This window comes from Kitasatospora sp. NPDC049258, assembly GCF_040678895.1.
In the GTDB taxonomy this organism is placed as follows: Bacteria; Actinomycetota; Actinomycetes; order Streptomycetales; family Streptomycetaceae; genus Kitasatospora.
Genome location: NZ_JBFAQT010000010.1, coordinates 154,570 through 180,902 on the forward strand (window position 1 = coordinate 154,570; position 26,333 = coordinate 180,902).

The following is a 26,333-nucleotide window of genomic DNA, read 5'->3' on the forward strand; positions in this document are numbered from 1 at the left end:
CGGTGGCCGGATGGAGACCCGGGAACTGCGGTATTTCGTCGCCGTCGCCGAAGAGTTGCACTTCGGGCGCGCCGCGCAGCGGCTCGGCATCGCCCAGCCGCCGCTGTCCCGGGCGATCCAGCGGCTCGAACGCCGGCTCGGGGCGGCGCTGCTGGACCGGACCAGCCGCAGCGTCACGCTGACCGAGGCCGGCTCGGTGCTGCTGGTCGAGGGCCGGGCGGCCCTCGACGCGGTCGACGCCGCCGAGCGCCGGACCCGCCGCGCCGCGCTCGCCACGCCCGGCCGCCCCGGCCTGGTCCTGGTCACCAAGGCCAGCGCCTCCAGCGCGCTGCTGGCCGACCTGCTCGACGCGTACGCCGCCGCACCCGGCGCGGTGCCGGTCGACGTCATCCTGTGCGGCCCGGCCGAGCAGGCGCGGCTGCTGCGCGAGGGCCGGGCCGACGTGGCGCTGCTGCACCGGCCGTTCGACTCGACGGCCGGGTTCCACACCGAAGTGCTCAGCACGGAGGGCCAGGTGGCGGTGTTGCCGGCCGGGCATCCGCTCACCCGCCGGGCGCAGCTGCGGATGGCCGACCTCACCGGGCTGCCGGGCCTGCCGCTGCCGCGCTGGCCCGGCCCCGACGGCAGCTACCCGCCCGGCCCCGGCCCGCAGGTCCGCGACCACGCGCAGTTGTTGCAGCTCGTCGCGCTCGGCCGGGCCTGCGCACTCTCGCCGGAGTCGTGCCGGGCCCAACTGCACGGCGACCTCGCCGCCGTGCCCGTGCTGGACGCGCCGACGGTCACCACCGTGATCGCCTGGCCACCGCACAGCCGGTCCAGGGCCGTTGCGGACCTCGTCCGGACCGCGACCGGGCTCGGGGCCCGGTCCGACGCGTCGGGCCCGGTGGTCGTCGGGGTCGCTCAGCCGGCTGCGGGGCTCCGCCCGCCGACCACGGAGTGCGCGACAGCGGGGGGCTCGGCGGCGGGGACCGAGGAGGCCGGGACCGAGGGGGCGGCCCAGGCGAGCAGCATCCGCAGGGCGTCCCACGACGGGGTGCCGGGTGCGGCGGCGTAGGTGATCAGCGCCTGGCCGGAGTCGTCGGCGGCCCGGAGCGTCTCGTAGTCGAGCTCCAGCCCGCCGACCACGGGGTGGTGGAACCGCTTGACCCCGGTGGTCTTGTCCTGGACGGGGTGTTCGGCCCACCAGCGGCGGAACTCCTCACTCTTCACCGACAACTCGCCGATCAGCTGAGTCAGTTGCGGATCGTCCGGGTGCCGGCCGGCCTCCAGGTGCAGGTAGGCCACGTTCTCCCGGGCGCAGGCGGCCCAGTCGGCGTAGAGAGCTCGGGAGGCGGGGTCGAGGAAGGTGATCCGGGCGATGTTGCGCTCGGCCGGCGGGCGCGCCGCGTAGTCGCCGAGCAGGGCGACGGCCGCCGCGTTCCAGGCCAGCACGTCCATCCGCCGGCCCATCACCAGGGCCGGGATGTCCCGCAGTTCGGCCAGCAGGACCCGCAGCATCGGCCGCACCTGCTGCTGTTCCGGCCGGGCCCTGGGCGGGCGCCGGGCCGCCGGGCGGAGCTGGGCGAGGCGGTGCAGGTGCCGGGTCTCCTCCTCGTCCAGCCGCAGCGCCCGGGCGAGCGCATCGAGCACGGCCGCCGAGGGGTTGGGTACCCGGCCCTGCTCCATCCGGGTGTAGTAGTCGACGCTCACCCCGGCGAGCTGGGCGATCTCCTCGCGGCGCAGCCCGGCGACCCGCCGCCGCCCGCCGAAGTCCCGCAGGGCGACGTCCTCGGGGCGCAGCCGGGCGCGGCGGGTCCGCAGGAACGCGCCCAGGTCGGTCGTTGCACTCATGGAGCGATTGTGCCCGCTCGCCCCACCGGCGAGCCTGGCCCTGCCAGGACCAGGCTCGCCACCGCGACGCCACCGGCTCGCCCCGCGACCCGACCGGGCGCCCCCGGCCGGGCCCCCGGTCAGGGCCGCCCCGTCAGGCCTGCCGGGTCGGCAGCACGATCGACTGCCGCAGGTTGACGTGCCGGGGCCGGCTGACGGTGTACGCGACCAGGTCCGCGATGTCCTCGGCGGTCAGGGCGGGGATCGCGGTGAACATCGCGCCGAGCTGCTCGCGCAGGGCCGGGTTGTCGATGTGCCCGCCGAGCTCGGTGTCGGTCAGGCCGGGCTCGACGGCACTGACCCGGACGTCGCGCGGGCCCAGCTCGGTGCGCAGCGCGGCGGACAGCTGGGTGAGGGCCGCCTTGGTCGCCCCGTACACGGCGTAGTCGGGGAACAGCACGTGGGAGGCGATCGAGGAGACGTTGACCAGGTCGGCGGTGCGGCCCTCGGCAGCGGCCGCGGTGAGGTCGGGGGTGAAGGCCCGGATGATCCGCAGGGCGCCGGTGAGGTTGGTGTCGATCATGCGGCTCCACTCGTCGAGCCGGCCGTCCGCGAGCGGGTTGGGGAGCATCACGCCGGCGTTGTTGACCACCAGGTCGACCGGGCCGTAGGCGGCGTGCACGGCCTCGGCGGCGGCGTCGACGGAGGCCTGGTCGGTGATGTCGGCGGTGACGGCGAGGGCCTGGCCGCCGGCGGCGGCGAGTTCGGCGGTCAGCGCCTCCAGCCGTTCGGTGCGGCGGGCCAGCAGGGCGACGCGGGCGCCGTTCGCGGCCAGCACCCGCGCCGTGGCCGCACCCATGCCGCTGGCGGCTCCGGTGACGACGGCGGTGCGGGCGGCGAGGGCGGGGTAGCTCATGGGGTGCTCCTGGGTCTGCGGCGCGACGCGGAGCGGTCCCGGGTGGACCGGCGCGGCGGCTCGATGCAGGCCACTGTGCGCCCGCCCGGAGCGGCTACCCAGGGCTCTGCCTTACCTGGGTGGGCCAGTGCCACCCTGGGGCCGGCACGGGCACCCGGCAAGTCCAGGGCACGGGGTGCGAGCGTGCATGGGCACCGGAGCAGGATTCGAACCTACGTCCACCCGGAAATCGAGCCGGGCGCTCCACCGCAGAGCTTCCCGGTGCCCATGAACGCACCGATCCTCCCGGCCGGCCACCCCCGGGTCAACGGATTTCCGCCGCCGCGGGCCGCAGCGCCCGGCCCGAGAAGACCCCGGCCGCGCGGAACAGCGTGGCCAGCATCGGATCGGCCACCGTGACGCCGTGCACCAGCTCCGGCGTCACCTGGAACGGCACGGCCCGGGACACCCGCCGGGCGCGCGTCCAGCCGGAAAGCTCCGGCTCCACGCCGTTGCGCCGGCAGACCTGCTCGACCAGCCACTGCGGGCACTGCGCCTCGCCGCGCAACACCTCCCAGGGCAGCGGCAGTTCGGCCCAGACGTCGGTGTCCGGATGCAGCCCGCCGCCCGTCCGGCGGTGCCAGTACGCGACGTCCGCCGCGACCAGCTTCAGCACCTTGCCCGGGCAGATCCGGGCCAGCACGTCCTGCGCGCCCATCGCCTCCAGCAGGGCGAACCAGTTGGCCCTGGCCTTCGACCAGGCACCCGCCGCCTGGTTCCAGCCGCTGGAGTCGTCCCCCCGGCGCACCACCATCAGCTCGCGGTCCAACGGGCCCTGCTCCCACAGCGATTCGAGCCGTTCCGCGACGTCGAGCAGGATCCCGTACCAACGTCCGAGCAGCAGCCCGCGCTGCTCGTCGCAGACCCGCTCCAGCACCTCGGCGGTCGGGTGCACGTGCGCGATGGCGAACCACCCGGCCGTGGCCGGGTCCAGGCGGTGGAACAGCGCCGCGGCCACCTCGTCGTACGCCTGCCGCTGCCCGTCGACGGTGTACCGGCTGCGGAGGTTGCCCCGCGCGGTCAGGTACGCGATGAAGGCGGCGGTACCGGGATCGGCCGCGAACAGCTCGTACGGCAGGCGCGAGGCGAGCCCGCTCTTGCCGATCATCGTGATCTCGCGCTTGCGCTGCTCGGCGACGACGGCGGCGAGCTTGGCCTCCATCCGGCGCAGCAGCCGGAACCGTTTGTTGTACTGCCGCTTGGAGATCTCCGCGAGCCCGAGCACGGCCCGGTCCTCGCGGTTCAGCCGGTCGTCGTGGAAGTCGCTGCGGCCGAACTCCTTGCCGATCTCCTCCCCGGCGGCCCGGATGGCGGCCTCCAGCTGGGCGGGGTCGTCGCCGGCGGCCGCCGGAAGGGCGGTCGCGCTCTCGAACAGCGCCGCGGCCACGGCCAGGTGACGCTGGGCACCGACCGGCCGGGCGAACTCCTCGCGCAGCGAGGTGTAGCCGTGCCACAGGTTGCGCAGCGAGTTCCTGGTGGCCTTCTCCAGCGCCCGGGCGGTCCGCCCGTCGAGGGTGCCCTGGGTCTCCCGGAACAGATCGCCGATCAGCTGGGCCACGTCCTCGGGGCGCTTGCGCTGCCCGAGGGACTCGTGCAGCTCGGGGAGCAGCCGCTCGGTGTTCGAAGACATGCGCCACAGGCTGCCAGCAGAGCTGACCTCGCACCACCGGATATCGCCGGTCCGCCCCACGGCGCCCGCGGGAGCCCCAACAGGTCATCCGTCCGGGACTATTGACTCCGAATCCAACAGTGGCGATTCTCGTCACACCGAACACGCGGACATGACAGTCGGCCGGCGGGTCGCGGCCGATGCCGCCCGCCGGCCGGCTCCCCACCGCGTCATCCGCTCACCCCGACGCTCTGAGTGGTGGCCATGAATCAACTCGCGCACAGCCGAGGCAGGCTCGTCACGGTCCTGTCGTTACTCCTCACCCTGCTGGCCATGGTGCTCGCCGCGCCCGCACCCGGTGCCCCCGCCGCGGCGGCGGGCTCCGGCACCGGCACGGCCGGCTGGTGGGACCCGGTCGCACGTCCCGCACCCGACTCGCAGATCAACGTCACGGGCGAGCCCTTCAAGGGCACCGACGCCCAGGGGCAGGTCCGCGGCTTCGTCGACGCACACACCCACCTGATGGCCAACGAGGCCTTCGGCGGCCGTCTGATCTGCGGCAAGTCCTTCTCCGACCAGGGGATCGCGGACGCGCTCAAGGACTGCCCCGAGCACTACCCCGACGGCACCCTCGCGATCTTCGACTACATCACCAACGGCGGCGACGGCCACCACGACCCGGTCGGCTGGCCGACCTTCAAGGACTGGCCGGCCCACGACTCGCTGACCCACCAGCAGAGTTACTACGCCTGGGTGGAGCGGGCCTGGCGCGGCGGCCAGCGGGTGCTGGTCAACGACCTGGTCACCAACGGCGTGATCTGCTCGGTCTACTTCTTCAAGGACCGCGGCTGCGACGAGATGACCTCCATCCGCCTCCAGGCGCGCAAGACCTACGAGCTCCAGGCCTACATCGACACCATGTACGGCGGGCCGGGCAAGGGCTGGTTCCGGATCGTCACCGACAGCGCGCAGGCCCGCGAGGTGGTCCAGCAGGGCAAGTTGGCCGTCGTCCTCGGGGTGGAGACCTCCGAGCCGTTCGGCTGCAAGCAGATCCTGGACATCCCCCAGTGCAGCAAGGAGGACATCGACCGCGGCCTGGACGAGCTGTACGGCCTGGGCGTGCGCAGCATGTTCCTGTGCCACAAGTTCGACAACGCGCTCTGCGGGGTGCGCTTCGACGAGGGCGGACTCGGCACCGCGATCAACGTCGGCCAGTTCCTGTCGACCGGCACCTTCTGGAAGACCGAGAAGTGCGCCGGCCCGCAGCACGACAACCCGATCGGTCTGGCACCGGCGCTCGCCGCGCAGAAGGACCTGCCGGCCGGCGTGGCGGTCCCCTCGTACGCCGCCGACGCCCAGTGCAACTCCCGCGGCCTCACCGACCTCGGCGAGTACGCGGTTCGCGGCATGGTGAAACGCAAGATGATGCTCGAGGTCGACCACATGAGCGTCAAGGCCGCCGGGCGGGCCTTCGACATCCTGGAGTCGCAGTCCTACCCCGGCGTGATCTCCTCGCACAGCTGGATGGACCTGGACTGGATCGAGCGGGTCTACAAGCTCGGCGGCTTCGTCGCCCAGTACATGAACGGCGCCGAGGGCTTCAGCGCGGAGGCCAAGCGCACCGACGCGCTGCGCGACAAGTACCACGTCGGCTACGGCTACGGCACCGACATGAACGGCGTCGGCGGCTGGCCCGGCCCGCGCGGGGCCGACACGCCGAACCCGGTGCACTACCCCTTCCGCAGCGCCGACGGCGGCTCCCTGATCGACCGCCAGACCACCGGCCAGCGCACCTGGGACATCAACACCGACGGTGCCGCGCACTACGGCCTGGTACCGGACTGGATCGAGGACATCCGGCAGGTCGGCGGCCAGGACGTGGTGGACGACCTGTTCCGGGGCGCCGAGTCCTACCTCGACACCTGGGGGGCCACCGAGCACCACCAGGCCTCGGTGGACCTGGCCGCCGGCTCCTCGGCCTCGGCCAGCTCCTCGGAATGGAACCCGTTCACCAGCTACGCGCCCGGCCGGGCCGTGGACGGCAACACGGGCACCCGCTGGGCCAGCGACTGGAGCGACGACCAGTGGCTGCGGATCGACCTCGGCAGCACCGCCGTGGTCAAGCGGGTCACCCTGGACTGGGAGCGCGCCTACGGGCGGGCGTACCGGATCGAGGTGTCCACCGACGGCACCACCTGGCAGTCCGTCTGGTCGACCGACAGCGGCGACGGCGGCCTGGACACCGCACAGTTCGCCGGCGTACCGGCCCGCCAGATCCGCATCCACGGGCTGCGCCGGGGTACCGACTGGGGCTACTCGCTGCACGAGGTCGGCGTCTACAGCACCTGACCGGCGTCGCGGTCCCCGGCGGCAGGAGTCGCCGGGGACCGCACTCCAGAGAGTTCGAGAGGGAGTCCATGGCACGGATGCCGTCGGCCGACCGGCGCCGGCAGCTGACCGAGGCCGCGATCCGGGCGATGACCCGCGACGGCGTCGCCAACACCACGACCCGGTCCGTCACCGCCGAGGCGGGCGTCTCGCTGAGCGTCTTCCACTACTGCTTCGACTCCAAGCAGGCACTGCTGGAGTCCGTCATCGCCACCATCACCGAGCACTCCGTCACGGTGGTGCAGGAGGCGATCCGGCCCAGGGCCACCCTGCGGGAGACCGTCCGGGCCGGCTTCCAGGCCTACCGGGACCACGTGGCCGCCCATCCGGGCGAGCACATGCTCACCTACGAGCTCACCCAGTACGCGCTGCGCCGCCCCGGCTTCGAGCAGCTGGCCCGGCGGCAGTACGAGCTGTACTCCGCCGCCTACACCGAGCTGCTCGACCGGCTGTGCCACCAGGCGGGCATCGAACTGCGCGTCCCGGCCCAGGTGCTGGCCCGCTACCTGGCCGCGATGACCGACGGGCTGACGCTCAACCTCCTGGTGCTCGGCGACGAGGGGGTGGCCGAGATCCTCGACATGATCGCCGACCATGTGGCCGGTCTGGCCGTTCAGCCCGACTGACCCCGGTCGCCCACCCTCGCGGGCCCCGGGCCGCGGTCGCCCACCCTCGCGGGCCCGGGTGCCCGCCGGCCGGGCGGGGGCGACAATGGGCAGATGAACGCCGGGCACGTGGTGCCGCGGATGGCGGCCGTGAGCGCCCCGGCCCGGGTGGCCCGGGCGGGCGACGGGATCGGCGTGCAGGAGCTGGCGCTGGCCGGCCGCAACCACGCGCTGCCGCTGGAGGCCCTGCGCCACGAGGTCACCCCGGCCGGGTTGCACTACGTGCTCACCCACTACGACATCCCGCCCACCGACCCGGCCCGCTGGCGGCTCACGGTGCACGGCAGGGTCGGCAACCCGCTCAACCTCAGCCTGGCCGCGCTCCGGTCGCTGGCCGCCGTCACCCTGCGGGTGACCATGGAGTGCGCCGGCAACGGCCGGGCCCAGCTCTCCCCCCGGCCGGTCAGCCAGCCGTGGCTGGACGGGGCGGTGGGCACCGCGGAGTGGACCGGCGTACCGCTGCGGGCCCTGCTCGCGGCGGCGGAGGTGGCGCCGGGCGCCGTGGAGGCCGTCTTCACCGGCGCGGACCACGGCGTGGAGCGCGGCGTCGAGCAGGACTACCGCCGCAGCCTGCCGTTGGCGGTCGCGCTCGACCCGGAGCGGACGGTCCTGGTCGCCTACGGGATGAACGGCGGGCCGCTCCCGCCGCAGCACGGCAGCCCGCTGCGGCTGGTGGTCCCCGGCTGGTACGGGATGGCCGCGGTGAAGTGGCTGTGCGAGATCGTGCTGACCGACACCCCGTTCACCGGCTTCCAGCAGGCCGTCGCCTACCGCTACCGCAGGACGGCCGACGAGCCCGGCGAGCCGGTCACCCGGATCGCGCCCCGGGCGCTGCTGATCCCGCCCGGCTTCCCCGACTTCATGTCCCGCACCCGCGTCGTGCGCCCCGGCCCCGTGCTCCTGGAGGGCCGCGCCTGGTCCGGGCACGCCCCGGTGGCCCGGGTCGAGGTCAGCGCCGACGCCGGCCACAGCTGGTACGACGCGGAGCTCGCCCCGGCGGGCGCGCACCCCTGGGCCTGGCGCCACTGGCGCTGCCCGTGGACGGCCGAACCGGGCGAGCACGTGCTCGCGGCCCGCGCCACCGACGCCGAGGGGCGCACCCAGCCGGTCCACCAGCACTGGAACCGGGGCGGTTTCGGCAACAACGCGGTCCAGCGCGTCCCGGTGGTCTGCCTGTGACACCGCCGCGACGCCCGGCGGCGCCGGCAGGCCCGGCGTCCGCCGTCACGGGCACTGCGCGAGCTCCTGGCGCAGCCGCGCCCTGGCCCGGTAGCCCAGGGTCTTGATCGCGCCGACCCCTTTTCCGGTGCGTTGCGAGATCTGCTGGGCGGTGAGGCCGTCCCAGTAACGCATCCTGAGCGCCTCGCGCTGGGCGCGGGTCAGCTTGGTCATGGCGCATTCGAGCCGGGCGGCGCTTTCGGCGGATTCCAACGCGGAGATGACCAGCCCTTCGACACTCTCCCCGGAATCCCGCTCGGGCACCTCGAGCACCGGTATTTCCGTGTTCATCGCCCTCCTGGCGTGATCGTTGAGCAGGTTCCTGGCAATGGTGATCAGCCAGGCGGAAAAGTCGGTCCCGGTCCACCGGTACCCACGGATCGCCCGCATCGCGCGGACGAACGTCTCCTGGGTCAGATCCTCGGCGAGCCCGCGGTCGCCGTTCGTACGGCGGAGCAGGTAGGTCACCAGCGGGGCGCGGTAGCGGAGGTAGAACTCGCTCCAGGCCACCGGGTCACCGGCTCGGGCGTGATCGATCAGTGTCGACATCAGATCGTCGACGTCACAGGATGTCAGGACGGCCTCCCTAGTACGGCGCGACGCCCTCATCAGGGTGATCGGAGAGGCTAACAGGGCGCCTTGCATGCATGCAAGGCGAACTCGGCCCAATACCCCGTCAAATACCGCGCGATAACCGCAAGATGCTCGAGGCGCAGGCGTGCACGCCTGCATGTCCTGGACATGCAGCACGGTAGCCTTCCCCCATGGCATCCATTGACAAGGGCGCGGAGCACGCCTCGACGGCCCGTCGGTTCGGCGCCGCGGTGTACACGGCGGCCGAACGGGCCGGCTACGACCTGCGGCCCGGCGCCGGCGGCCGCAAGGCCCTGGCCGACGACGTGGGCATGAGCGCGTCCGCGGTGGGCCGCATGCTCAGGGGCGAAACGCTCCCCCACCCCGCCCAGTTCGAACGAATTGCCGATGCCGTGCGGATCGAGCTGCGCGACCTTCTGGTACGCGGAGGCGTTATCTCCGCATATTCCGCCAACAATCTTCCCGTGCGAGTACGCTCACACCCCATCAGTCCCGAGGAAGCAGCTGACGCCTGGGGCATCACCGACCCCGTGATCCGCCGGTTCCTCCTCGCCACCATCGCGCAAGCGATCAACCTGCAGCAGGAGAACCGGAAAGAGGCGGCGGGATGACAGCGTGCCGATTTGGAGGTGAAAAGTCAGCGTGGCAAGGTATGCAACTCCGATCGCAAGACTCTCCGTTCCCGTCGTCGGCCTGGCGCTCTGCACCGTCGGCGGCTGGGGGTCGCCCTGGGTCCCGTCCCTGGCCGGCTGCCTGCTCGCCGGCCTGGTGGTCACGGAGATCGCGCTCTTCAGGATCAACCGCTGGATCAGCACCACGAGCGACCAACTCTGCGGGCACCTCGCCGTGGTGGCGGCCGAACAGCAGGAGGTCACCCTCCAGCGCAAGGCCCTGGAGGGCCGGCTCGCCGTGCTGGACCGGCGCGTGCGGGAGCAGGAGGCGCGCGAGCTGCGGGTCGACTCCCTGATCGGGCTGCTCTCGCGGACCCGCAGCGACCTGTCCGAGGCCCAGCTGGTCATCGCGGAGATGTCGGCCGAGTTCACCGACCTCGCCGAGGACTGGAACGGCCTGGTCCGGGAGGTGATGACCGGGCGGCCGCCGGAGGCGGACCCCCGGCTGCCCCCGCCCCGCGCCGGCACCCGGCCAGGCGACGGCCCCCGGCGGGAGGCATGAAGAAACGATACTGCGATGGTCCCCAGGCACCGGTCGACCACCAACGAGCCCCGTCCCCAGGACGGACCCGAGCTCAGAGGAGAGAGATGGACACCAGCGACCCCGCTCCCGCCTGCCCGGGCGCGGCCTCCTGCACCAGCGAACCGATCTACCACGAGCTCCTCGCCCGCTGGAAGGACCGGGGCCTCACCCTCCCCGGCACGACCGTGCCCGTACGGGGGCTCGCCACGCCCACCTACGGATCCGGCGCCGCACCGACCCTGGTCGCGACGGCCAGGGTGCCCGGCGCGCGGGCGTCCGGAGGGGGGCGCGACACCGGGCGCCCGGGGCGCGGGAGGCCGGACGAGCGCCCGGGCCGGTGAGCCCGGCCCACGCCGCCCGCCCCCTACCAGGGCCCACGCCCGCGCTCTGCGGGGGCCGCCCCACCGGGCCCGCCGGTAGGATGATCCATGGATCCACCCGTCCTCGGTTGCCTGCCCAAGGGGCCGACATGGCCGACGAAGTGCGAATCCGCCTGCTCGGTGGTTTTGAGGTCACGGTCGGCGACCGCCCGGTGGCCACCGGGGCGTGGCGACTGCGCAAGGCCAGGAGCGCGCTGAAGCTGCTGGCACTGGCACCGGGCCACCGGTTGCACCGGGACCTGGTGTACGACCAGCTCTGGCCGGACCTCGATCCGGTGGCCGCCGCCAACAACCTCCACCAGGCGCTGCACGCCGTGCGGCGCGCCCTGGCGACCGCCGGCACCCCCGGTGACGTGGTGGTCCTGCGCGACGACGTCCTGCTGCTGGGGCCGGACGGCGGCGTCACGGTCGACCTCGACGAGCTGGAGCGGGCGGCCCGGCTGGCCGCGACCGGCGGCCGATCGGCCGACCAGCGGGCCGCCCTCGCCCTGGCCGAGCGCGAGCTGCTGCCCGAGGACACCTTCGAGCCCTGGACCCAGCAGGAGCGCGCCGCACTGGCCGCCCGGCGCACCGGGCTGCGGCTGGCCCTGGCCGAGGCCCTCGAACGGGAGGGCCGGCCCCGCGAGGCGGCCGAGGTGCTGGCGGCCCAGGTCGCCGCCGACCCGGGGGACGAGCCGGGCCACCGGGCGCTGATGCGGGTGCTCGCCGCCGCGGGTCGGCGCCGGGAGGCCCTGGCGGTCTACGAGCGGCTGCGCGACGCGCTGCGCGAGGAGGCCGGCGCCGACCCCGATCCGCAGACCCGCGCGCTCTACCGCACCCTGCTGGCCGGGTCGGTCGAGGACCGCTCGCAGGGCCCGCCCGAGCGGCGGCACAACCTGCCGGCCCAGATGACCAGCTTCATCGGCCGCGAGCGTGAACTCACCGAGGTCCAGGAGCTGCTGGCGCGCAGCCGGCTGCTGACCCTGACCGGGCCGGGCGGCTGCGGCAAGACCCGGCTCGCCCTGGCGGTGGCGGCCCGGCGGGTCGACGCCGTCCGCGACGGTGTGTGGTTCGTCGACCTCGCCGCGCTGACCGATCCGAGGTTCCTCCCGGACGCGGTGGCCACCGCGCTCGGCCTCCAGCTGTCGGCCGGCGCCGGAACGCGGGCGGCGCTGGTCGCCCAGCTCGCGGGCCGGGAGCTGTTGCTCGTCCTCGACAACTGCGAGCACCTGGTGGAGGCCTGCGCCGCGCTGGTCGCGGACGTCCTGGCACACTGCCCGGGCGTGGTCGTGCTGGCCACCGGCCGTGAGCCGCTGCAGACCTACGGTGAACGCGCCTGGCGGGTGCCCTCGTTGGGGGTGCCGGACCCGGGGCGGCTGCCACCGCTCGCGGAGCTGGCCCGGTTCGCCTCGGTGCGGCTGTTCGTGGAGCGGGCCGCGGAGGTGGTCCCGGAGTTCCGGCTGGAGGCGCGGAACGCGGCCGCCGTCGCCCAGATCTGCTACCGGCTGGACGGCATCCCGCTGGCCCTGGAACTCGCCGCCGCCCGGGTCCGGATGCTGGCGCCGCACCAGATCGCCGAGCGGTTGGACGACGCGCTCGCCCTGCTCGGTCAGGGCAGTCGGCACCCGGTGACCAGGCATCAGACCCTGCTCGCCACGCTGAGTTGGAGCCACCAGCTGCTCGGGCCCGAGGAGCGGGTGCTGCTGCGGCGGCTGGCGGTCTTCGCCGGCGGCTTCTCGCTGGCGGCCGCGGAGCAGGTGTGCGGCGAGGACGCCGGCGCCGACCGGGTGCTGGACCGGCTCGGCCGCCTGGTCGACAAATCGCTGGTGCTGGTCGAGCGCCCCGGCGAGGCCCAGGTGCGCTACCGCCTGCTGGAGACCATCCGGCAGTACGCGCGGGAGCGGCTGCGCGAGGCCGGTGAGGCGGACGCCGTCGAGGCCCGGCACCGCGCCTGGTACCTCGCGCTCGCCGAGTCCTCCGATCCCGAGCTGACCGCCCTCGGCCCGGCCACCACCTCGCTGGAACTGGAGGCCGACCGCGACAACCTGCGCGCCGCACTGCGGTCGGCGCTGGCGCAGGATCCGGAGACGGCGCTGCGGCTGGCGGTCGCGCTGCGGCTGTTCTGGGCCGAGCGCGGGTACCTGGCCGAGGGCCGGCAGCGGTTGGACGACGCGCTGGCCGCCGCGCCGGCGCCGACCCCGCTGCGGGCACGGGCACTGCTCGGGCGGGGCGTCCTCGCGATCCGGCTCGGCGACGGCTCCAGGCTGCCCGCGATCGGCGCCGAGGTGGTGGCGATCCACCGGGCCGGGCGGGACCGCGCGGCGCTCGCCGAGGCCTACTGCCGCCAGGCCCTGCTGCTGTGGATGCGCGGCACCTGGGAGCAGGCGGCGACCGCCCTCGACCGGGCCCGCGAACTCGCCGCCGGCGAGCCCTGGGTACTGGCCGCCGCGGCGCAGCAGCGGGGCGTGGCCGCGGTCTGCGGCGGCCGGGACGCCGAGGCCGAGGCGGCCTTCACCGACTGCCTGGAGCTGCTGGCCGAGGTCGACCGGGGCAGCCGGCCGTTCTTCCCGGTGATGACCCCCGGATACGCCCGGGAGGAGGATGCCGAGGGTCGGATCTCGGTGTTCTTCGAGGAGACGGTGCTGATCGGGCGGCTGGTGGCGGCCGAGCAGGCGCGCGGCTACGCGCTGGCCGGCCTCGCCTGGGCCCGCCGCCGGAGCGGCCCGCCCGAGCGGGCCCGGGCCGCGGCCGAGCGGAGCGTGGAGTGCTTCCGGGCGCTCGGCGAGCCGCGCGGCGAGGCGCTGGCGCTGAACGTGCTCGGCAACCTCTGCCGGGCCCAGCGGGCCTACCGGGAGGCCGGCCCGCACCTGGACGCCGGCCTGCGGATCCGGCGCCGGCTCGGCGACCGCCGCGAGGTCGGCATCACGCTCGGGAACCTGGGCCTGCTCTCGCTGGCCGCCGGCGACCTCGACGGCGCCCGGGCGGCGATCGACCGGGCCCGCGCGGGTTTCGAGGAGACCGACGACCTTCCGGGGACCACCAACAGCCTGCTCCACCTCGGTCTGGTCGCCCGGGCCGCGGGCGACGCCCCCGCCGCCGGCGCCCTGCTGACCCGGGCGCTCGGGCTCGACGTGGTGGCCGGCTCCACCTGCGCCGCCGGCTGGGTCGCGGTGATCCTCGCCGAGCTGGCCCGGGAGGGCGGCGACGGGGCCGGCGCCGCCGCGGCCGCCGCGCGGGCGCTGGACCTGTTCACCCGGCTGGGCGACACCCAGGGGCTGGCCCGGCTGGCCCGCGGCGGCCTGCAAAGCGCGCGCTAACCCGGTGCAAAGCGGCGCCTCCTAGCCTCCCGGGTATCGGCAACGGAACCGACCAGGGAGGCCGACCATGTCAGTCGAAACCGCACAGGGTGTCCTCGGGGACGCCACCATCGGTGAGCTGGAGGCAGCGGTGCGGGGCACCGTGGTGCGCCCGGGCGACGCCTCGTACGACGAGGCCAGGGCGATCTGGAACGCCGCCCACGACCGCCGCCCGGCGCTGGTGGTGCGCTGCGCCGGCGCCGCGGACGTGATCCGCGCGGTGGAGTTCGCCCGCAGCCAGGACCTGCTGGTCGCGGTCCGCGGCGGTGCGCACAGCATCGCCGGGTTCTCGACCTGCGACGGCGGCCTGGTGATCGACCTGTCCGCCATGAAGGGGGTGAAGGTCGACCCCGAGCGGCGCCGGGTGGTCGCCGAGCCGGGCCTGACCTGGGGCGAGCTGGACCACGAGACCCAGGCCTTCGGCCTCGCCGTGACCGGCGGACTGGTCTCCTCGACCGGCATCTCCGGCTTCACGCTCGGCGGCGGGGTCGGCTGGCTGCTCCGCAAGCACGGCCTGGCCTGCGACAACCTGATCGGCGCCGACCTGGTCACCGCGGACGGCCGGCTGGTGCACGCCGACGCCGAGGAGAACGCCGAGCTGTTCTGGGCGCTGCGCGGCGGTGGCGGCAATTTCGGGGTGGTCACCTCTCTCGAGTTCCAGTTGCACCCGGTGGGCCCGCAGGTGCTCGCGGGCCTGGTCGTCTACCCGCAGGCCGAGGCCCGGCAGGTGATCGGCCGCTGGCGCGACCTGTGCGCGGGCCTGCCGGACGAGCTGACCACGCTGGTCAACCTGACCACGGCGCCCCCGCTGCCGTTCCTGCCGGAGTCGGTGCACGGCACCCGGATCGTGGTCCTGGCGGGCATGTACGCCGGGCCCCTCGATGCCGGTGAGGAGGCGGTCCGGCCGCTGCGCTCGCTCGGCACCCCGATCGCGGACGTGCTGGGGCCGATGCCCTACCTCGGGATGCAGTCGCTGCTGGATCCGCTCTGGACCGAGGGCGCGCACAACTACTTCACCTCGGCCTTCATCGAGCCGACCGACGCGGCGATCGAGGCCGTGACCCGGGCCCACCGCGGCACCCCGACCCCGAACAGCGAGATCCACCTGCACCAGCTGGGCGGCGCCTTCGCCCGGGTGCCGGCCGATGCGACGGCCTTCAGCCAGCGGGACGCGGGCGTGCTGTGCAACGTGATCGCCCGCTCCCCCGGGGCGGCCGGCTTCGACGGGCACGCGGCCTGGGCGCGGGCCACCCGGGAGGAGATCGCGCGGCACGGCAACGGCTCGATGTACGTCAACTTCACCGGCGACGCGGCCGAGGACAAGGCCCGGGCGTCGTACCCGGAGGCCGTCCACGACCGGCTGGTGCGGGTGAAGGACGCGTACGACCCCACCAACCTGTTCCGGCTCAACCAGAACATCCCGCCGTCCGCGGCGAGGTGACCACGGGGCCGCGGTCAGAGCGGCGGCGGCATCGCCCGCAGCAGCAGGGTGGCGATGTCGTCGGCGCGCTGGCCGGTCAGCCGCGCCCGGGAGACGATCTCGGACGCCACCACCTCCACGTCCGGCCCGGCCCGGTCGAGCTGCGCGGCCAGGTCGGCGACGGCCTCGTCGAGGTCGGTGCCCGGGGTCTCCACCAGGCCGTCGGTGTAGAGCAGCAGCAGCGCGCCGAACTCGAACGGCACCTCGGTGATCGGGTAGCGGGAGGCGGGGTCGACGCCCAGCGGCAGGCCGGGCGGCACCTCCAAGGTCCGGGCCGGGCCGCCGGGCGGGCGCAGCAGCGGCGGCGGGTGGCCGGCGCTGACCAGGTGGGCGCGGTGCGCGGCGAGGTCCAGGTGGGCGTACAGGCAGGTGGTGAAGAGGTCCGGGTCGAGGTCGCAGAGCAGCCGGTTGGCCAGCACCAGCACCTGGTCGGGGGAGGCGCCCGCGGTGGCGTGCACGGCGGTGCGGACCTGGCCCATCAGCGCGGCGGCCGGGACGTTGTGGCCCTGGACGTCGCCGATCACGGCGGCCGCGGTGCTCGGGCCGAGCCGGATCAGGTCGTAGAAGTCGCCGCCGATGTCCATCCCCCGGGTGGCGGGCAGGTAGCGGGCGGCCACCCTCAGCCCCTCGACGGTCGGCAGGGCGTGCGGCAGCAGCGCCTGCTGGAGGCCGTGCGCGAGCCGGCTTTTGGTGTCGTACAGCTGCGCGCGGTCCAGCGCCTGCGCGATCAGCCCGGCCAGCGCGGTCAGCACGGTGCGCTCGTCGGCCGCGAAGCGGTGCGGGTGGCCGTAGGAGAGCAGGCAGCAGCCGACCGGGCGGCCGGATGTGATCAGCGGCAGCACCGCCCAGGCCTGCTTGCCGGTGACCTGACGGACCTGCGGGTAGGCGTCGGCCAGCTCCTCGGACGAGCCGTAGAACCCGGGTGCGCCGGTGCTCAGCGCGTGCATCATCGGGGCGGTGCGCTCGTCCAGCGGGATCTTGTTGAAGCGGGCCATCTCCTCGGCGGTGTAGCCGCGGTAGCCGGTCACGTTGAGCCGGCCGTCCTCGGTGCTCATCAGGGCGAGCGCCTGGGCGTCGAAGGCGGGCATGATCTGCTCCGCCACCAGGGCGATCACGTCGTCGACGGTGGCGGCCTCGGTCAGCGCGGCCGCCAGGTGCATGATCTGGTAGAGCTGGCCGGCCCGGGAGACCGGGGTGGGCCGGGGCCGGTCCGGCAGGGCGGTGGTCTCCGGGCCGTCGCTGGCCGGGGTGATCCGCACGCTGATCCCGTCGCCGCTCGGGTACAGCCGGAAGTCCAGCCAGCGGTCGGGCGGGCGCTTCGCGGTGAACGCCATCGGCCGGTGGCTGATGATCGCGGCCCGGTACCGGTCCTCGTACACCGGATCGTCCAGCCAGGGCAGGGCCTGCCAGGGGATCGCGCCGAGCAGCCGCTCGGGCTCGGCGCCGAGCAGGGCGCACGCGCTGTCGGTGACGAAGGTGATCCGGCCGTTGAGGTCGAGCCCGCAGCTGCCGCCCGGGAGACGCTCCGCGAAGGCGGTGGCGGCCGCCTCGGGCAGCTTGGCGGCGTCCAGCTGGACCGGCAGCACCCGGGGGCGGGTGGGCGGGGTGATCGGCTGGGCGGCTGCCTCGGCCTCGGCCAGCAGCCCGGCGATCCGGTCGCAGACCTCGGCGATCTGCTTGCGCTCCAGCGTTTCGAGCTCCGCCGGCCGGGAGCCGGGCCACATCATCAGCAGCGAGCCCAGCCGCCGCCCGTCGACGCTGATCGGGGCGGCCGCCAGCGCGAAGTGGTAGGGCATCGTCAGCGCGATCCGCGGGTAGAGGCGGGCGAAGTCCTGCTGGCTGCCGGACCACACCAGCCGGAGCTCGCGCAGGGCGTCACCGACGGGGGACGGCGCGGTCAGCGCGATCCTGGTCCACGGCGCGATGAACTCGGCGGGCAGGCTCCGGACCACCGCGAGGTGCAGCACGTCCTCGTCGGACGGCAGCAGGTAGACGCCGCCGGAGGAGGCGCCGGACCGCGCCAGGCTCGCGGTCAGCTCCTCGTCCAACCGCGTGTGCCAGCCGGCCGCGTCACCGGGGGGCGGCACGGGATTCTCCCGCACGCCGTCGCGGCCCCGGCCGGCGGTACGGCGGCGCAGCCCTCAGCGGGGTCGCAACAACGCCCATACCCGTGACGCTACGCCCGCTGCCTGGGCCGGGCGACCTCGACGGGGCCCGCCGCGGCAGGCTCAGTGGGCCGCGCTCTCCTCGGCGATCATCGCGACCAGGCCGAGGCGCCCGTGCCGCTCCAGCGCGCGGCGCTGCCGGTCGGCGCCGTTGCCCTCCCGCAGCATCCGGTGCAGCAGCGAGGTCACCTGGCGCTCGTCGCCCGCCCGGACCAGCGCCGGGGTCAGGTACTCCACCAGGTCGCTGACCAGGTCGCCGACCCGGCGGGGCAGCCCGGTGACCGGATCGTGCAGGGCCTCGGTCATGCCGTAGCGCGCCGCGTGCCAGCCGGCGGCCGCCAGGCTCTCCGGGGCCCGTTCGGGCTCCGGCAGACCGTGCCGGTACTCGATCATGACGGTGGTGGCCAGCGCCCGGACCAGCCCGGCCAGCATCACGGCCTCGTCGGCGCGCAGCTGGACGTCCATCGCCCGGACCTCCAGGGTCGGGTAGCGCTCGGAGAGCCGGGCCTGCCAGTAGAGCTGCCCGCGGTCGCGGATCAGCCGGGCCTCCTGCAGGTGGGTGATCCGCCGGTCGTAGTCCTCCGCGCCGGCGAACCGGGGCGGCACCCCGCTGATCGGCCAGCGGTTGAAGACCACCGTGCGCCAGCTGGAGAAGCCGCTGTCGGTGCCGTACCAGAGCGGGGAGTTGGCGGCCAGCGCGACCAGCAGCGGGAGCCACGGCCGCAGCCGGTTGAGGACGGCGACGCCGGTCCGCCGGTCGGGGATCCCGACGTGCACGTGCATCCCGTTGATCAGGTTCTCGTCGGCGAGCCGGGAGAAGTCCTGGTGGATGGAGCGGTAGCGCGGCGCATCGGTGATCGCCGGCGGCAGGTCGTCCGCGTACGGGGCGGTGCCGCAGGCGGCCAGGTGGCAGCCGGAGGCCTCGGCGGCCGCGGCCACGGCGTGCCGCAGCCGCAGCAGGTGGCCGCCGACCTCCGCCAGGCTCTGGCAGACCGGGGTGGCGACCTCCACCTGCGACTGGAGCAGCTCGCGCTGCACCTCGGCGTCGTCCAGGGCGGGATGCAGGTCCGCCGCGGCGCGCACCTGCTCGACCCTGGGCAGCGGCAGCCCGGTGTCCGGGTCCAGCAGCAGGTACTCCTCCTCCACACCGAGGGTGAGGGGCTCGTCCCCAGGTCCGGGACGCGCGTCGGGCTCGCGCGGCGAGGTGCTCATGACCGGCAGGTACCCGAACGACCGCCCCTCAAGCCTCGCCGCCACCCCAGCCTTGCCGGACCCGCCCGCCGCGGGGGCGCCTGCCCTAGCGTCGGGCGGTGGGTGGGTCGACGGCCGGGTCGCAGCCGCAGGAGCGCCGCACCACCAGGGTGGCCGGGAAGCGCCGGAGCAGGCCGTCCGGGCCGGCCTCCGGGGCGGGCTCGTCGAGCACCATGGCCACCGCCGCGCGCGCCATCGCGTCGATGTCGGAGGAGACCGTGGTCAGCGGCGGGTCGCAGAACGCGGCCTCCGATATGTCGTCGAAGCCGGCCACCGCGAGGTCCTGCGGCACCCGCAGGCCGAGCTCCCGGGCCGCCCGCAGGACACCCATCGCCTGGTCGTCGGTGGTGCAGAAGACCGCCGAGGGGCGGTCGGCCGAGCCCAGCAGGCCGAGCGCCAGGTCGAAGCTGCGGAACCGGTCGAACGGCGCCTCGACCAGCAGACCGCCGGTCGGCAGCCCGGCCTCCGCCATCGCCAGCGCCCAGCCCTCCACCCGGTCGACCACCGGATCGCCCGGCGCCAGCGAGGCGGCCGACCGGCCGAGGCAGGCCACCGCACGGTGCCCGTGGTCCAGCAGGTGCCGGACGGCGAGCCGCGCGCCGCCCACGTCGTCGGTCACCACGGCCGCGTTGGCGGGGTCGTCCGGTCGCCGGTGCAGCAGCGCCACCCGGGTGCCGTCGTCCTGCCCGAACGCCGCGGCCACCCGCTGCGCCCCGTGCTGGCTGATCAGGATCAGCCCCGCGACCCGCATGCCGAGGAAGGCGTGGGTGTAGTGCTCCTCGCGGGCGCCGACGTAGTCGGAGTTCCCGATCAGGACCAGCTTCCCGCGTTCGAAGGCGACCCGTTCCACCGCGTGCGCCAGTTCCGCGAAGAACGGCTGCCGGGCGTCGGGCAGCACCATGCCGAGGAGGTCGGTGCGCCGCCGGGCCATCGCCTGCGCCATGCTGTCCGGCCGGTAGCCGAGCTGCTCGATCGCGGCCTGCACCCGCTCCCTGGTCGCCGGCGCCACCGGCCGCGGGCCGTTGTTGATGACGTAGCTGACCACCGCGGTCGAGGTCCCCGCCAGCGCGGCCACTTGATCTCGTGTCACTTTCGGCACCAGGTGAGCCTACACACCCGGGCGCCGGCGCCCGGCCACCTCCGCGGCCGGCGGCTCAGTACACGTCGCGGACGTAACGCCGGTCGGCGGCCAGCTGCTTGACGTAGGCCGCGGCCTCCTCCTCGGCCAGGCCGCCGTGGATCCGGACGATGTCGTGCAGCGCCCGGTCGACGTCCCGGGCCATCCGGCCGGCGTCCCCGCAGACGTAGAAGTGGGCACCGTCGCGCAGCCGGTCCCACAGCCTGGGGCCGTGCTCGCGCATCCGGTCCTGGACGTAGACCTTGGACCGCTGGTCGCGGGAGAACGCGAGGTCGAGCCGGTCCAGGTGGCCGGAGGCCCGGAAGGCGGCGAGCTCCTCGCGGTAGTAGAAGTCGGTGGCCTCGCGCTGCTCGCCGAAGAACAGCCAGTTCGGCCCGGTGTGGCCGCGGGCCTGCCGCTCCTCCAGGAAGCCGATGAACGGGGCGATCCCGGTGCCCGGGCCGACCATGATCATCGGTGTCGCCGGGTCCGCGGGCGGGCGGAAGTGCGGCGCGCGCTGCACGAAGACGGGCACCGGGCCGTCGTCGGCGCAGTCCGCGAGGTAGCTGGAGCAGACGCCGTTGCGGGCCCGGCCCCGTTCGTTGGTGTAGCGGACCACGGAGACCGTCAGCCGGACCTCGCCGGGGTGGGCGAGCGGGCTGGAGGAGATCGAGTAGAGCCGGGGCTGCAGGCGCCGCAGCACCTCGGCCCACTCCTGCGCGCCGGCCCGGACCGGGTGACCGCCGACCACGTCGACCGCCTGGCGGCCCCAACTCCACTTCGCCAGCTCGTCCTTGTTGTCCGCGCGGAGCAGTCGCCGCAGGCCCCGGTCGCCGCTGCGCTCGGCCACGAAGCGCAGCAGAGCGGGGGTGATCCTGGCGATCTCCAGGCGGGTCCGCAGGGCCTCGCCGAGCGCCAGCTCGCCGCTGTCGGGGAGGGACACCCGCTCGGCCGGGTCGAGACCGGTGGCGGCGAGCCACTCCTCCACCAGGGCGCCGTCGTTGGCGGGCCAGACGCCGAGCGCGTCCCCCGCCTGGTAGCCGAGGTCGCCGCCGTCCCCGCCGCGGGTGTCGAAGGCGTACTGCCGGACCTCCTTGGCCGAGCCCGGCAGGCTGAGCAGCCGGTTGCCGATCAGCAGGGTGGCGAAGGGCGCGGCCTTCGAGTAGGCCGTCCCGCCCGGGCGCGGCAGCACGGCGCCGACCGAGGAGGCGCTCACCGGAGCGGTCACCGACGTACTCGCCGGAGCACTCGCCGGGCTCGCCGCCCCGGGCCGCTCGGCCAGCGCGGACAGTACCTGGTCGAGCCACCGCCCGACCGCCTCTTCGTAGTCGGGCTCGCAGTCGGTCCGCGGGACCAGCCGGGTGGCGCCCAGCTCGCCGAGCCGCTGGTCGAGCCGGCGCCCGTGGCCGCAGAAGTCGTCGTAGCTGGAGTCCCCAAGGGCCAGGACGGCGTAGCTCAAGGCGGCCCCGACCGCCTGCTCCCGGGCGGCCAGGGCTGTCCAGAAGGCGGCGCCGTTGTCCGGGGCCTCACCGTCGCCGAAGGTGCTGGTGATGAACAGCACGGGCACGCCGCCCGGCAGGGTGTCCGGGGTGCAGTCGTCCATGCTGCGCACCCCCGGGCGCCACCCCGCCTCGGCCAGCCGGGCGGCCGCCCGGTCCGCCACGTCCTGCGCGTTCCCGGTCTGCGAGGCCCAGAGCACGGCGACCTCGCGCCCCGGAGCGGCCGGCTGCCCGGCCGGCCCGGCCTCCGGCTCCCGACGCGAGTAGAGCCCGGCCAGCAGCCCGTTCACCCACAGCGCCCGCTCCGGGTCGACCGGGGCCCACTGCGGCAGCACCGGCACGGCGGCGGCCGGCGGCGGCGCGCTGCCCAGCCCGGCGAGGAAGCCCGCCAGGAACCGCCGCTCGGCGGGGCCGAACACGGGCGGGGCGAGGTCGGCGACGCCCAGCAGGCCGCGCAGGGCGAGCAGCGCCGCGTCCTGCGGGACGGCGGCGCCGGCGGCGCCGGCACTCGCCGGCTCGGGGGCGGCGGCCGGGCGCTGCGCCGCGGCCACCACGCTCAGCGCCACCGCGCACATCTTGAGCTCGGGCTGGAAGGAGATCGGGTCGACCGCGTCGTTGGTGACGGCGTTGATGCTCAGGTGCTCGCCGAACAGGTCGTTCCAGTGGAACGGCGCGAAGCAGGTGCCGGGCCGCACCCGGTCGGTGACGACGGCGGGCAGCACCGCCCGGCCCCGGCGCGAGACGATCTCCAGCCGGTCGCCCTCGGCGACGCCCAGGGCCAGGGCGTCCTGCGGGTGCACCTCCACGAACGGGCCGGGGTCGAGCCGGTTGAGCTTGGCGACCCGGCCGGTCTTGGTCAGGGTGTGCCACTGGTGCTGGAGGCGCCCGGTGTTCAGCACGAACGGGAAGTCGCCGTCCGGCAGTTCGGCCGCCGGCAGGTGCGGGCGCGGGAAGAACGCCGCCCGGCCGCTCGGGGTGGGGAAGGCCAGCCGGGGGCGGCTGCCGTCGGGCCGCTCCAGCAGGTGCGCGCTGACCCCGTCGTTGAGGTAGCGGATCGGGTTGCGGTCGGGCCCGTCGGCCGCGGCGCTGGGCCACTGGACGGGCCGCTCGCGCAGCCGCTGGTAGCTGACGCCGCGCAGGTCGTAGCCGGTCGCCGGGTTCCAGGCCCGTCTGATCTCCTCGAAGACCTCCTCGGCGTCGGCGTAGTCGAAGGCCTCGGTGAAGCCCATCGCGCGGGCCACCCGGGCGATGATCTCCCAGTCCGGCAGCGATTGGCCGACCGGGTCGGCGGCCGGCTGCACCAGGGTGAGGTTGCGCTCCGAGTTGATCATCACGCCCTCGGCCTCCGCCCACATCGCCGCGGGCAGCACCACGTCCGCGTAGGCGTTGGTCTCGGTCCCGGCGAAGACGTCCTGGGTGATCACCAGTTCGGCGGCCTCCAGCCCGGCGATGACGGTCTTGCGGTTGCCCACGCTGGCCACCGGATTGGTGCAGATGATCCAGCAGGCCTTGATCTCCCCTTCCGCCATCCGGGTGAACATCTCGACCGTGCCGCGGCCGACCTCGGTGCGCAGCGTGCCCGGCGCCAGGCCCCACAGCCGCTCGGTGAACTCCCGGTCGGCGGGCGCCAGGACGGAGCGCTGGCCGGGCAGCCCGGGGCCCATGTACCCCATCTCGCGGCCGCCCATCGCGTTCGGCTGGCCGGTCAGCGAGAACGGCCCGCTGCCCGGGCGGCAGATCGCGCCGGTGGCCAGGTGCAGGTTGACCAGCGCGTTGGTGTTCCAGGTGCCGTGGGTGGACTGGTTGAGCCCCATCGTCCAGCAGCTCATCCACTCGCCCGCCGTGCCGATCAGCCGGGCCGCCTCCCGGAGGTCGGCCTCGGACACCCCGGTGATCTCGCTGACCCGGGCGGGCGGGTAGTCCCGGAGGAAGTCGGGCATCGCCTCCCAGCCCTCGGTGAACTCCTCGATGAAGGCGGGGTCGGTGTGCCCGGCCTCGACCAGCAGGTGCAGCAGGCCGTTCAGCAGGGCCAGGTCGGTGCCCGGCCGGACCTGGAGGAAGAGCTGCGCCTTGTCGGCGGTGGAGGTGCGCCGGGGGTCGACCACGATCAGCACGGCGCCCGCCTTCACCCGCTCCATCATCCGCAGGAAGAGGATCGGGTGGCAGTCGGCCATGTTGGAGCCGATGACGAGGAAGAGGTCCGCGTGCTCGAAGTCCTGGTACGAGCCGGGCGGGCCGTCGGCGCCCAGCGAGAGCTTGTAGCCGGAGCCCGCGCTGGCCATGCACAGCCGGGAGTTGGACTCGATCTGGTTGGTGCCGACGAATCCCTTGGCGAGCTTGTTCGCCAGGTACTGCGCCTCCAGGGTGAGCTGGCCGGAGACGTAGAACGAGAGCGCGTCGGGCCCGTGCTCGTCCAGGATCAGGCGCAGCCGCCGGGCGGTCTCGGCGATCGCCTCGTCCACGCCGGTCGCGACCGGCTGCGCGCCGCGCTCCGGCCGGACCAGCGCGGTGCCCAGGCGTCCCGGTGCGGCGAGCAGGTCGGCGGTGGTCGCGCCCTTGGTGCAGAGCCGTCCGGAGTTGGCCGGGTGGGCCTTGTCGCCGGTTGCCCTGGCCACCGTGCGCCGGCCGGAGGCGGGGTCGGTCGTGATGTCGAGCAGCATCCCGCAGCCGACACCGCAGTAGGAGCAGACGGTCCGCACGGTGCTGCCGGCGGTCTTCGGGCCCGACGCCGTCACAGCGGCTCCCCCTCGGGTAGCGGTCGGGTGGTGAGGGCGGGGGAACCCCGCCGTCAGCACCGTAGGTGTCCGGGATTACCGCGACATCACACCGGTCACGCGCCGGCGGTTAACGCGGCCGCACAGCCGGCACCGCCCCCGTGTGAGCGGCCCCGCCGTGCCACCGGCCCACGCTAGGGCGGCCGGGCCCCGGAGCGGTCGGGCCCCGGGCCGACCCTGTCACCTCCGCCCGTCACCTCCGCGGGCGGACACGACGGCGGCCGGGCCCCGGTCGGGGCCCGGCCGCCGTCGTGGCGATCGCCTCGGGTCAGCGGGTGGCGAGGGAGAGCTCGGTGGACTTGATCAGCGCCACCACGGCGGTCCCGGCGGTGAGGCCCAGCTCGGTGACGGCGTCCTTGGTGATGGCCGCGGTCAGCTCGCCGCCCTCGACGGCCACCTTCACCGTCGCCATGGCCGCACCGGCGGCCACGTCCGTGATCGTGCCCGGGATCTGGTTGCGGATGCTCAGGCCCGCGACGGCGCCGGTGGCCAGCGAGACGTCCGTGGACTTGACCATGGCCCGGACGGCCGTGCCCTCGGCCAGGCCGAGGTCCTTGACCGCGTCGAGGGTGACGGCCGAGGTCACCTCCTGCCCGCCGGCCAGCCGGGTCTTCACGGTCGCCATCGCCTCGCCCGCGGTGACGGAGGTGACGGTGCCGGGGATCTGGTTGCGGATGCTCAGGCTCATGGAGGACCTCACGGGAGTGGGGACGGGGCTGTGCCGGCCGTGCTTCCCTCACCGTAGCCACGATCCCCGGGCGGCGGGCGGCGCCGGTCGCAGGCGCCAGGCGCCGCGCCGGAGCGGCCCCGCAGGTCGAAGGCGGCGAGGTCGCCGGCGCTGCGGGGCGGCACGGTGCCGGCGGTCGTCACCCGTCCTGCTCCGAGGGCCCGCGCCGGGGTCCGCCGCCGGGGGCCAACCGGGCGACCACCTCGCCGAGCTCGTCGCAGGCCTGCTGGATCCGCCGCTGGGTGCTCCGCTGCTCGGCGACGATCGCGGCGAGCAGCAGCCCGGTCAGCGCCGCCGAACCGTTCAGGGCCTGGAGGATCACCATCGTGTCCAGCACGCTGCGGTCGGCGAACGGCCCGACCCCCTCGGTGGCGGCGGTGATGGTCAGCACCGACACGGCCAGCACGCAGGGCGCGGCGCCGGCCAGCTCGAACCGCAGCGCCGCCCAGATGATCAGTGGGAAGACCAGGAACAGCAGGTTGAGCGGGCTCCTGGCGGCGATGAACGCCGCCGCCGCGGTCGCCCCCAGCACCAGGGCCGGTTCGAGCCGGCGCACCGACTCGCCCTCCCCGGACCGGCGGAGCGTGCGGGCCGCCAGGAGGACGGGGGCGACCACCAGGACGCCCATCGCGTCCCCCACCCACCAGGCCGACCAGGTCGCCCAGAAGCCGCTGGAGGGCAGCGCCCCGGAGATCAGCAGTGCGCCGCTGCCGATCGTCGCGCTGATCAGCATCCCGGCGAGCGCGCCCAGGAAGACCAGCGCCAGCCCGTCCCGCAGCCGGTCGAGCTCCGGGCGGAAACCCACCCGGCGCAGCAGCAGGTACGCGCAGACCGGGGCCAGGGTGTTCCCCGCGGTGATCGCCAGCGCCGCCCCGTCCAGGGTGCCGATGCTCGCGATGACGAGCAGCGCCCCGGCCGCGACCGCCGGCCAGATCCGTAGGCCGAGCAGGAGCAGGGCGGTCAGCGCGATGCCGGTGGGCGGCCAGAGCGGGGTGACCCGCGCGCCGGCCACCACCACCTGCTCCAGCAGGCCGAGGCGGCCGGCCACGAAGTAGGCGGCGGCGACGCCGGCCGCGCTCAGGCCGGCCACGGCCAAACCCCGGAGCCCGTCGTTTCTCACCATTGCAGACATCAGAACGCCTCCGGGCCCCGGGCGGGGTGCTGACACGCTCG

At 74.8% G+C, this 26,333-nt stretch carries 18 protein-coding genes, 1 tRNA gene and 1 pseudogene; 9 read left to right on the top strand and 11 right to left on the bottom strand.

Annotated elements, in window-relative coordinates:
• Positions 1-10: 10 nt before the first annotated feature.
• Positions 11-856, top strand: a pseudogene (locus AB0K43_RS11745) (LysR family transcriptional regulator); the annotation flags it as partial.
• A gap of 44 nt (positions 857-900) precedes the next feature.
• On the opposite strand, the gene AB0K43_RS11750 reads toward AB0K43_RS11745, so the two are convergent.
• The 4 genes from AB0K43_RS11750 to AB0K43_RS11765 form a co-directional block, all read right to left on the bottom strand.
• Positions 901-1,830, bottom strand: coding sequence for a helix-turn-helix transcriptional regulator (locus tag AB0K43_RS11750; protein ID WP_363638443.1), 930 nt, complete (start codon positions 1,828-1,830; stop codon positions 901-903).
• A gap of 133 nt (positions 1,831-1,963) precedes the next feature.
• Positions 1,964-2,725: an SDR family oxidoreductase gene (locus AB0K43_RS11755; RefSeq protein WP_363638445.1), complete on the bottom strand. Its 762-nt coding sequence runs from the start codon at positions 2,723-2,725 to the stop codon at positions 1,964-1,966.
• A 188-nt stretch (positions 2,726-2,913) separates the two neighbouring features.
• Positions 2,914-2,989, bottom strand: a tRNA-OTHER gene (locus tag AB0K43_RS11760).
• A 40-nt stretch (positions 2,990-3,029) separates the two neighbouring features.
• Positions 3,030-4,394, bottom strand: a complete 1,365-nt coding sequence (locus AB0K43_RS11765) for a hypothetical protein (RefSeq protein ID WP_363638447.1) — start codon at positions 4,392-4,394, stop codon at positions 3,030-3,032.
• Between the two features lie 243 nt (positions 4,395-4,637).
• Here AB0K43_RS11765 and AB0K43_RS11770 point away from each other — a divergent pair, with 243 nt between their 5' ends.
• The 3 genes from AB0K43_RS11770 to AB0K43_RS11780 all read left to right on the top strand — a co-directional run bounded on the left by AB0K43_RS11770 (position 4,638) and on the right by AB0K43_RS11780 (position 8,605).
• Positions 4,638-6,722 (top strand): discoidin domain-containing protein, encoded by a 2,085-nt coding sequence (locus AB0K43_RS11770; protein ID WP_363638511.1) that lies wholly within the window; start codon positions 4,638-4,640, stop codon positions 6,720-6,722.
• A 68-nt stretch (positions 6,723-6,790) separates the two neighbouring features.
• Positions 6,791-7,387: a TetR/AcrR family transcriptional regulator gene (locus tag AB0K43_RS11775; RefSeq protein WP_363638449.1), complete on the top strand. Its 597-nt coding sequence runs from the start codon at positions 6,791-6,793 to the stop codon at positions 7,385-7,387.
• A 93-nt stretch (positions 7,388-7,480) separates the two neighbouring features.
• Positions 7,481-8,605, top strand: coding sequence for a sulfite oxidase (locus tag AB0K43_RS11780; protein ID WP_363638451.1), 1,125 nt, complete (start codon positions 7,481-7,483; stop codon positions 8,603-8,605).
• A 45-nt stretch (positions 8,606-8,650) separates the two neighbouring features.
• Here the strand turns inward: AB0K43_RS11780 and AB0K43_RS11785 are convergent, their stop codons facing one another.
• Positions 8,651-9,193: a sigma-70 family RNA polymerase sigma factor gene (locus AB0K43_RS11785; RefSeq protein ID WP_363638453.1), complete on the bottom strand. Its 543-nt coding sequence runs from the start codon at positions 9,191-9,193 to the stop codon at positions 8,651-8,653.
• A gap of 215 nt (positions 9,194-9,408) precedes the next feature.
• On the opposite strand from AB0K43_RS11785, the gene AB0K43_RS11790 reads away from it, so the two are divergent.
• The 5 genes from AB0K43_RS11790 to AB0K43_RS11810 all read left to right on the top strand — a co-directional run bounded on the left by AB0K43_RS11790 (position 9,409) and on the right by AB0K43_RS11810 (position 15,588).
• Positions 9,409-9,849 (top strand): helix-turn-helix transcriptional regulator, encoded by a 441-nt coding sequence (locus AB0K43_RS11790; RefSeq protein ID WP_363638455.1) that lies wholly within the window; start codon positions 9,409-9,411, stop codon positions 9,847-9,849.
• A gap of 31 nt (positions 9,850-9,880) precedes the next feature.
• Positions 9,881-10,411 (top strand): hypothetical protein, encoded by a 531-nt coding sequence (locus tag AB0K43_RS11795; protein WP_363638457.1) that lies wholly within the window; start codon positions 9,881-9,883, stop codon positions 10,409-10,411.
• Positions 10,412-10,497: 86 nt separating this feature from the next.
• Positions 10,498-10,773 carry a hypothetical protein gene (locus tag AB0K43_RS11800; RefSeq protein ID WP_363638459.1) on the top strand — a complete coding sequence of 92 codons (276 nt, stop codon included), beginning with the start codon at positions 10,498-10,500 and terminating at the stop codon, positions 10,771-10,773.
• 128 nt (positions 10,774-10,901) lie between these two features.
• Complete coding sequence (locus AB0K43_RS11805; protein ID WP_363638461.1) at positions 10,902-14,108, top strand: BTAD domain-containing putative transcriptional regulator; 3,207 nt, start codon at positions 10,902-10,904, stop codon at positions 14,106-14,108.
• A 67-nt stretch (positions 14,109-14,175) separates the two neighbouring features.
• Positions 14,176-15,588 (top strand): FAD-binding oxidoreductase, encoded by a 1,413-nt coding sequence (locus AB0K43_RS11810; protein WP_363638463.1) that lies wholly within the window; start codon positions 14,176-14,178, stop codon positions 15,586-15,588.
• A gap of 14 nt (positions 15,589-15,602) precedes the next feature.
• Here the strand turns inward: AB0K43_RS11810 and AB0K43_RS11815 are convergent, their stop codons facing one another.
• The 6 genes from AB0K43_RS11815 to AB0K43_RS11840 all read right to left on the bottom strand — a co-directional run bounded on the left by AB0K43_RS11815 (position 15,603) and on the right by AB0K43_RS11840 (position 26,283).
• Complete coding sequence (locus AB0K43_RS11815; RefSeq protein WP_363638465.1) at positions 15,603-17,714, bottom strand: SpoIIE family protein phosphatase; 2,112 nt, start codon at positions 17,712-17,714, stop codon at positions 15,603-15,605.
• A gap of 141 nt (positions 17,715-17,855) precedes the next feature.
• A complete protein-coding gene (locus AB0K43_RS11820; protein WP_363638467.1) occupies positions 17,856-19,004 on the bottom strand; it encodes a glutamate--cysteine ligase in 1,149 nt (382 codons plus the stop codon).
• An 85-nt stretch (positions 19,005-19,089) separates the two neighbouring features.
• Entirely contained in the window at positions 19,090-20,142 is a 1,053-nt protein-coding gene (locus tag AB0K43_RS11825) for a LacI family DNA-binding transcriptional regulator (RefSeq protein ID WP_363638469.1), read from the bottom strand.
• A gap of 55 nt (positions 20,143-20,197) precedes the next feature.
• Entirely contained in the window at positions 20,198-24,394 is a 4,197-nt protein-coding gene (locus AB0K43_RS11830; RefSeq protein ID WP_363638471.1) for a bifunctional nitrate reductase/sulfite reductase flavoprotein subunit alpha, read from the bottom strand.
• 307 nt (positions 24,395-24,701) lie between these two features.
• Entirely contained in the window at positions 24,702-25,121 is a 420-nt protein-coding gene (locus tag AB0K43_RS11835; RefSeq protein WP_363638473.1) for a TOBE domain-containing protein, read from the bottom strand.
• A gap of 178 nt (positions 25,122-25,299) precedes the next feature.
• The gene (locus AB0K43_RS11840) at positions 25,300-26,283 is read right to left on the bottom strand and encodes an MASE1 domain-containing protein (RefSeq protein ID WP_363638475.1); all 984 of its coding nucleotides are present in this window, start codon (positions 26,281-26,283) and stop codon (positions 25,300-25,302) included.
• Between the last annotated feature and the right edge of the window lie 50 nt (positions 26,284-26,333).